8 protein-coding genes and 1 pseudogene are annotated in these 5,538 nt (G+C 51.0%); 4 read left to right on the top strand and 5 right to left on the bottom strand.

Translation table 11 applies throughout. From position 1 onward, the window contains the following. Positions 1 to 298, bottom strand: a pseudogene (locus B7L71_RS09790) (hypothetical protein); the annotation flags it as partial. Between the two features lie 135 nt (positions 299 to 433). Between B7L71_RS09790 and B7L71_RS09795 the strand changes: the two are divergent. The 3 genes from B7L71_RS09795 to B7L71_RS09805 all read left to right on the top strand — a co-directional run bounded on the left by B7L71_RS09795 (position 434) and on the right by B7L71_RS09805 (position 2,161). Continuing rightward, positions 434 to 763, top strand: a complete 330-nt coding sequence (locus B7L71_RS09795) for a DUF1820 family protein (protein WP_009100748.1) — start codon at positions 434 to 436, stop codon at positions 761 to 763. An 83-nt stretch (positions 764 to 846) separates the two neighbouring features. Next, complete coding sequence (locus B7L71_RS09800) at positions 847 to 1,482, top strand: TIGR04211 family SH3 domain-containing protein (RefSeq protein ID WP_081137596.1); 636 nt, start codon at positions 847 to 849, stop codon at positions 1,480 to 1,482. A 46-nt stretch (positions 1,483 to 1,528) separates the two neighbouring features. Beyond that, positions 1,529 to 2,161: a thiopurine S-methyltransferase gene (locus tag B7L71_RS09805; protein ID WP_039181010.1), complete on the top strand. Its 633-nt coding sequence runs from the start codon at positions 1,529 to 1,531 to the stop codon at positions 2,159 to 2,161. A gap of 11 nt (positions 2,162 to 2,172) precedes the next feature. Here the strand turns inward: B7L71_RS09805 and B7L71_RS09810 are convergent, their stop codons facing one another. The 4 genes from B7L71_RS09810 to B7L71_RS18020 all read right to left on the bottom strand — a co-directional run bounded on the left by B7L71_RS09810 (position 2,173) and on the right by B7L71_RS18020 (position 5,179). Further along, positions 2,173 to 2,766 (bottom strand): YajG family lipoprotein, encoded by a 594-nt coding sequence (locus B7L71_RS09810; protein WP_081137598.1) that lies wholly within the window; start codon positions 2,764 to 2,766, stop codon positions 2,173 to 2,175. 117 nt (positions 2,767 to 2,883) lie between these two features. Continuing rightward, positions 2,884 to 3,789 (bottom strand): DMT family transporter, encoded by a 906-nt coding sequence (locus tag B7L71_RS09815; protein ID WP_081137599.1) that lies wholly within the window; start codon positions 3,787 to 3,789, stop codon positions 2,884 to 2,886. Between the two features lie 309 nt (positions 3,790 to 4,098). Then, complete coding sequence (locus B7L71_RS18015; RefSeq protein ID WP_446497418.1) at positions 4,099 to 4,323, bottom strand: methylated-DNA--[protein]-cysteine S-methyltransferase; 225 nt, start codon at positions 4,321 to 4,323, stop codon at positions 4,099 to 4,101. Positions 4,324 to 4,504: 181 nt separating this feature from the next. Continuing rightward, the gene (locus tag B7L71_RS18020; protein ID WP_446497419.1) at positions 4,505 to 5,179 is read right to left on the bottom strand and encodes a bifunctional transcriptional activator/DNA repair enzyme AdaA; all 675 of its coding nucleotides are present in this window, start codon (positions 5,177 to 5,179) and stop codon (positions 4,505 to 4,507) included. A gap of 188 nt (positions 5,180 to 5,367) precedes the next feature. Here B7L71_RS18020 and B7L71_RS09830 point away from each other — a divergent pair. Beyond that, the coding region (locus B7L71_RS09830; protein WP_139790108.1) for a transposase at positions 5,368 to 5,538 on the top strand (171 nt) is incomplete at its 3' end.

Raw genomic sequence — 5,538 nt, forward strand, 5'->3', positions numbered from 1 at the left:
CCGTGAGAGACTGCTCGAAGGGCAGTGACGCCTCACCGAAGCGCTTGCCGTGAAACTCAGGATTGACCCAGCGGTGCGGGTCGCCTTCGCGGCCGATGCAGCGTCGGCCCATTTCCGCATAAATGCGTTCCAGGTGCGGGGCGACGACCAATGACACTGGGGCGAGGGGGAGCTCGCTGGCCACTCCCGCCACGCTCTCCTGGGAGGAGATGGGCTGGCCTTCGAAGTGCATGATGATCTCATCGCCCCGAGTGGCCCGGGTCACCTTTTGCAGCAGATAGTCCGGGTTGTTGTAGGCCCCAATCCGAGCCAGCAAATGAAGGGCGGGTGGGAATTAGTGGGCATTGATGATGTCTGCTAAGGGGCTGCCCGATGAGTGTGGTAGGCTACCCCGTTGTTGGATACGTTCAAGCGTCAAGAGGAACAGGCCAAGATGGCGGCCAAGCCGATCTACCGTGTGGTGGTTCACCAGCAGGGTGAAATTTGGGATTTATACGTAAGAGAGATCTTTCAGAGCGAACTCTGGGGCTTTATTGAAGTCGAGGAGTTTGTCTTTGACGATGCGTCGCGAGTGGTGGTGGATCCGGGAGCGGAGAAACTGCAGCGTACCTTCGAAGGTGTCAAGCGCAGCTACCTGCCGCTCAATGCCATTGTGCGCATTGACGAAGTAGAGCGTGAAGGCCCCTTGAAAGCGGTGAAAAGTGATGCTCGCGTCGCGGAGTTTCCTCGCCCCTTCCCGCTACCGCCCCGTGGGGAAGGGTAAGCGCCCAACACGCGCAACGCTATAGCGCTACGCAGGCTGGCTTCGTCGGTCAGCCGCGTTTTTTATGATCAGGACATGACGTCATGCAAGTAGAGAAATTTCGCAGGAATTGTTACGCCGCCGCCATGGGCGTGCTGTTGAGTGCCAGTGGCCAGTTAGCGTTTGCTCAATCCGATAGCCAAGCCTGGGTCAGTGATGAGCTAAGCACCTATGTGCGTAGTGGCCCCACAGATGGCTATCGCATTGTGGGAACGCTGAATGCGGGTGAGCAGGTCGACGTACTGGAAACCAGCGGGAACTACACCCGAGTGCGCAGCAACAGCGGCGACACCGTGTGGGTGCTGAGCAGCGAACTGCAGCAAACGCCCAGTGCTCGCCAGCAGTTGCCTGAGCTTCAGGCTCAGGTGGAAGAGCTGACCCAGGAGCTTGACGGCATCAACGATACCTGGGAGCAGCGGGTCTCTTCGATGACGGAAACCCTGGATGTCCGTGAGCAGCGCATTGCCGAGCTGGAAGCGCGTAATCACGAACTGGACGCCCAGTCCGAGCAGGCTCGCCGTCAGGTGCGTGCGCTGCAGGCCCGCCTGGATACCCAGGAAGAGGATCTGTTGATGCGCTACTTCATGTACGGCGGGGGTGTGGCCGGTGCAGGCCTGCTGGTGGGGCTGGTCGTGCCGCACCTGCCGCGTCGCCGCAAGAAACGTGACCGCTGGTTCTAAGCGTCTTGCTGGTCATCATCCATCACGGCCTGACGAGGTAAGTACCATGGACAACCCCTGGCGGTTGCGCTGGCAGGAAGGGCGCATTGGCTTTCATTTGGCGGCAACGCACGCCGCGCTGCCGCAGTACTGGCCCGAGCTGGGGGTGGAGGAGGGCGCCAAGGTCTTGGTGCCGCTGTGCGGCAAGAGCCTGGATATGCGCTGGCTGGCCGAGCAGGGGCATCCGGTGCTGGGCGTCGAGCTGGCCCCGGAAGCCATCGAGCAGTTTCTGGCCCAGCGGGAAGAGGGCGTTTCACGCTACCGCCAGTCAGGTTTCGAGGTGTTTCGTCAGGGGAGTGTCGAGCTTTGGTGCGGGGACTTCTTTCATCTGCATATCAAACAGGCTGCCGAAGTCGGGGCCTTCTATGACCGGGCGGCGTTGATTGCCCTGCCACCCGCCACTCGGGAGCGCTACGCGTTCCATCTGGCACAGCTGATACCGCCTGGTGCCAAGGGTTTGCTCGTCGCGCTGACCCATCAGGAAGGCGAAGCAGGGCCGCCTTTCAACGTGCCCGATCACGAAATAGAGCGCCTGCTGGCGCCCAATTTTCGCGTTGATCGGCTCTCTACGGAGCCCGCCGATGAGCGTGGCCGTCGCGAGAGCCTTTGGGCATTGGAGCGGCGCGGCCCTCGCGTGTGAGTTGACCCAGATCAGCGCGCCAGCAGGCGGCCCAGTTCCGGGTCGCTGAAGGCGCGGTTCAAACCATCGCTCAACAGGTCGTTCAGCATGCGGGTATTGCTGTCTTCACCAGGTTTGATGGCGTAGCCCTGCGTACGGCGTGAGGTATAGGTGCCGGTGTAGGTCGTGCCCTGATGCTGCGCGATGGCGCGGAAGACACCCTCGATACGGGCCTCGTCAATGAGCGGCTGGCCGCTATCGCCCCGCAGGTAGGCCAGGCTGGCGAGTTCCAGCGTCAGAGTGGGGCGGCCTTGGGCGGTTTCCCGGGTGGGATTGAAGCCCATGTCGCGCACCGCACGCTCTGCTTCGGCCTGAAGTTTCGGAATCAATTCATGTCGGTTGACGGTGATTTGCGCCGTCGACATGCTGCCGCCTGCCCGGGTGCCAATGACTTCACTCGGGCGGGCATCCACGGCCAACACGGTCACCTGTTGCCCGGAACCTACCTGCGGCACGTTGGCCGTACGGGTGGGGTTCAGCTGCAGGAACTGGGGGCTGGCGCAGCCGGCCAGCAGGGCGGTGGCCAACAGCGCACCGGAAATACGTAAAAAATGACGTCGAAGCATGGTCATCCTCCGCTATGGCTAAAATGCCAGTATAACGCGGGTAGCGCGTTGGCGGTATGTTCTAACTATTCGGCTTCAGGCTGGCGCACTGAATTTTCCGAGTACCGCTGCTGATATTCAGGATGGTGAACTAGGCTTTTTTTGAGAATCGGGGCTAACGATTAACCAAACGGAAAGTAAAACGATTAAAGAGCCGAGTAAGAATCCTATGGAAATCGTTTCATCAAGGATTAAAAAACCCCATAACACAGCGAAGGGTGGCACTAAGAATGTGACGGTGAGCGACCGTAACGGTCCAATATCCGCGATTAATCTAAAATAAAGAATATACGCTAGAGAGGTGCATACAAAACCAACGGCTAGGAGACTGATCCATACATCACCTTGAAGCCAATCGATGTTGGGGCTAGATGAAAGGTTCCAAAGCAAAAAGGGGGTTAGAAAAATGGTCGCGCCTATTTGACTGCCAAACGCCACTAGTGTTGGATCCAATCCGCCCTGTTGAGTTATCCATTTTCTAGTAAGAAACCCCGCAAACCCGTAACCAATAGTGGCAATGATACAGGCAATAACTCCAATTATAACATTACCTACAACATGTGACTCACCCACAGTAGTAATGACAGTGATGCCGATAATTCCTAGCATTACACCTACCCATTTTTTTATAGTTAAATGCTCACTAAAAATGAAGAAGCCGATCATAGCCCCCATTAAGGGTGTTGTAGCATTTAAAATGGCTGAATATCCCGCTGGGATAAAAGAGGCGGCTATACTGTACATAAGAAAAGGAATGCCAGAGTTTATGGTGCCTAATACTAATGTTTTTCCAAATTTTTCCTTATAATCCAGGCTTTTACGTATGCAAAAAATAATTGCTGCTAATCCTATTAATCCAAAAAAAACTCTGAAAAAAGCTGTATTAATTGCCCCTATTGCTGGCGAAGAGATTCGCATAAACAAAAAGCTAGCTCCCCAAATAGCAGCTAATGTAAGGAGCCGGGTGTAGTCTGAAACTCTCATTGTTCAGTCCTGTTTTAAACTATTGATTTTTTTCCAGATTTTATATTCAGAAAGTAAACAAATGCTGCAAGGTCTGAATCCAGCAGTTTGTGCAGAATTTTCATTCAAAAAAAAACGCGATAACTAGTGTATCCTCCTCTCTTTATGGCCGAATTAGCGGATCTGCACTCTAAAGTGCCATATATTTTTGTTTTATAATGACCGCCATACAAACCTGGAACGTCGCTTAGATAATAAGAGTTGCCATCGAATAATTTCCATTTTTCCATAAAGCAATACCTATAATATGATTTTAGCAATTAATATTAATTATTTTTTGTCATTTGCTTCATTATTGATAAGCCACTTTTTTCTCTCTATCCCCCATCGATACCCTGATAAATCACCATCAGTTCGAATTACCCTATGGCATGGTATAGCAACTGCAAGCCGATTAGCTCCACATGCTTGTGCAACAGCTCTAGTAGATTTGGGACTGCCAATGCGTTTTGCAATTTCAGAATAGCTGGTAGTTTCTCCCGGGCTAATCTCCATTAGAGCGTTCCAAACGCGTTCTTGAAATGCTGTTCCCTGAATATCTAACGGTAAGTCAAGGCCTATTTTAGGGTGTTCAATAAATCCAATAACTTGAGAAACAATTTGGTCAAAATCGTCTCTAGTAGTTAGCTCTGCAGAAGAAAACTGATCTTGTAGGTCCTTAATTAATTTTTCTGGATTATCTCCAATGGAGATAGTGCAAACTCCTTTTTTCGCTCTTTGCTACTAGTATTGAACCTATGGAGCATTCGCCTATTGAAAAAAGTATGTGGGCTCCATTGCCTCCTTTTTTAAAATTATTAGCGCTCATACCTAAGCATTTCTGAGCGTTTTCATAAAAGCGGCTACTTGAGCTAAAGCCTGATTCATATATGTCATTAGTTATTTTAGTGTCTTTGTTTCTTAGTTTGTTCCTAAGTTTTTTTGATCTTATGGCAGAGGCATATTTTTTTGGAGTAAGTCCAGTATGCTTTTTAAAAATTCGATGAAAATGAGTAGTACTTAAACCGACCTGTTCAGCCAGGGCTTCAAGCTTAGGCTGTTGGTCTGATGACTCAATAATTCTGCAAGCGTTGAGCACTAATTTCAAATGTCGACTGTTTAAATATTTTTTATCACATCCAGTGCGCCGATGGAGTCGGTAACCAGCACATTCAGCCTCCTCGGAAGTATTGAAAAAAACGACATTTTCCCTTTTAGGTAGCCTAAATGGTGCGCTAGGGTGCGCGTAAACTCCAGTGGTTTTGACAGCATATACAAAATGGCCATCTGCTCTTGAGTCGCGAGTCACAACTGCAGTCCATTTTGATTCATCAGAGGAATAAAAAATAATTACATTTTTAGTAGTTGCCATGATAGCTCCTATTTTCTTGCTTCCCAACAATAGTATTTACTCGAGGCCATTCAGAAAAAACCCGTTTCTTGCTATCATATTTTTATTTTAATAACATGTTGATTTTTAAATAATTAATAGGTCGACGTCACCTCCGGATTGAGTAACGCTACACTTTAGAGTCCGATCCTATGCTAAGGAGATGGGACATGAAGAAGCGTTTCAGCGAAGAACAGATCATTGGCTTCCTGGGCGAAGCCGAAGCGGGGCTGCCTATCAAGGAGCTGTGCTGTCGGCACGGCTTCTCAGAGACCAGTGACTATCTGTGGCGCAGCAAGTTTGGTGGTATGAGAATGCCTGATGCCAAACGGCTCAAGGAA

The sequence above is a fragment of the Halomonas sp. BC2 genome (assembly GCF_002078115.1).
Taxonomy (GTDB): Bacteria; Pseudomonadota; Gammaproteobacteria; order Pseudomonadales; family Halomonadaceae; genus Vreelandella; species Vreelandella stevensii.